This is a genomic window from Arthrobacter sp. SPT-J7 (assembly GCF_059089965.1).
In genome coordinates this window covers 1-305 of record NZ_JBNHFF010000623.1, presented here as the reverse complement: position 1 = coordinate 305, position 305 = coordinate 1, and the positions used below count along the sequence as shown (strand labels likewise).

The following is a 305-nucleotide window of genomic DNA, read 5'->3' as shown; positions in this document are numbered from 1 at the left end:
CATCCGCTCCACCAGGTCCCGCACCTGTTGCTCCGTCAGGCTAAGGGAGGTTAGCTCAGATTCGCCGTTCCTTGCTACGTAAATTTCGTGGGGCGTGTTGATCCAGACTTCTTCGATGGTCGGATCATCCAAGAGCGGCTGAAGTACGCCAAAGCCGGCGACAGCATCAAAAAGGAACTTGCGTGCCACATCCAATGGGCCAATAGGAGGGAGTGGACCCATCAGCGCCCGCTCGTCGTAGTCGCTTACTGCTGCCTCTACGAGACGTCGGACTTCTCCCGCCTGGTGCAGCGGGTCAAGCCCAC

Annotated in this window: 1 pseudogene; it reads right to left on the bottom strand. The window is 58.7% G+C overall.

Annotated features, from left to right (window positions below):
* Positions 1–305: pseudogene (locus AC5RWX_RS34565) on the bottom strand (CpaF family protein); the annotation flags it as partial.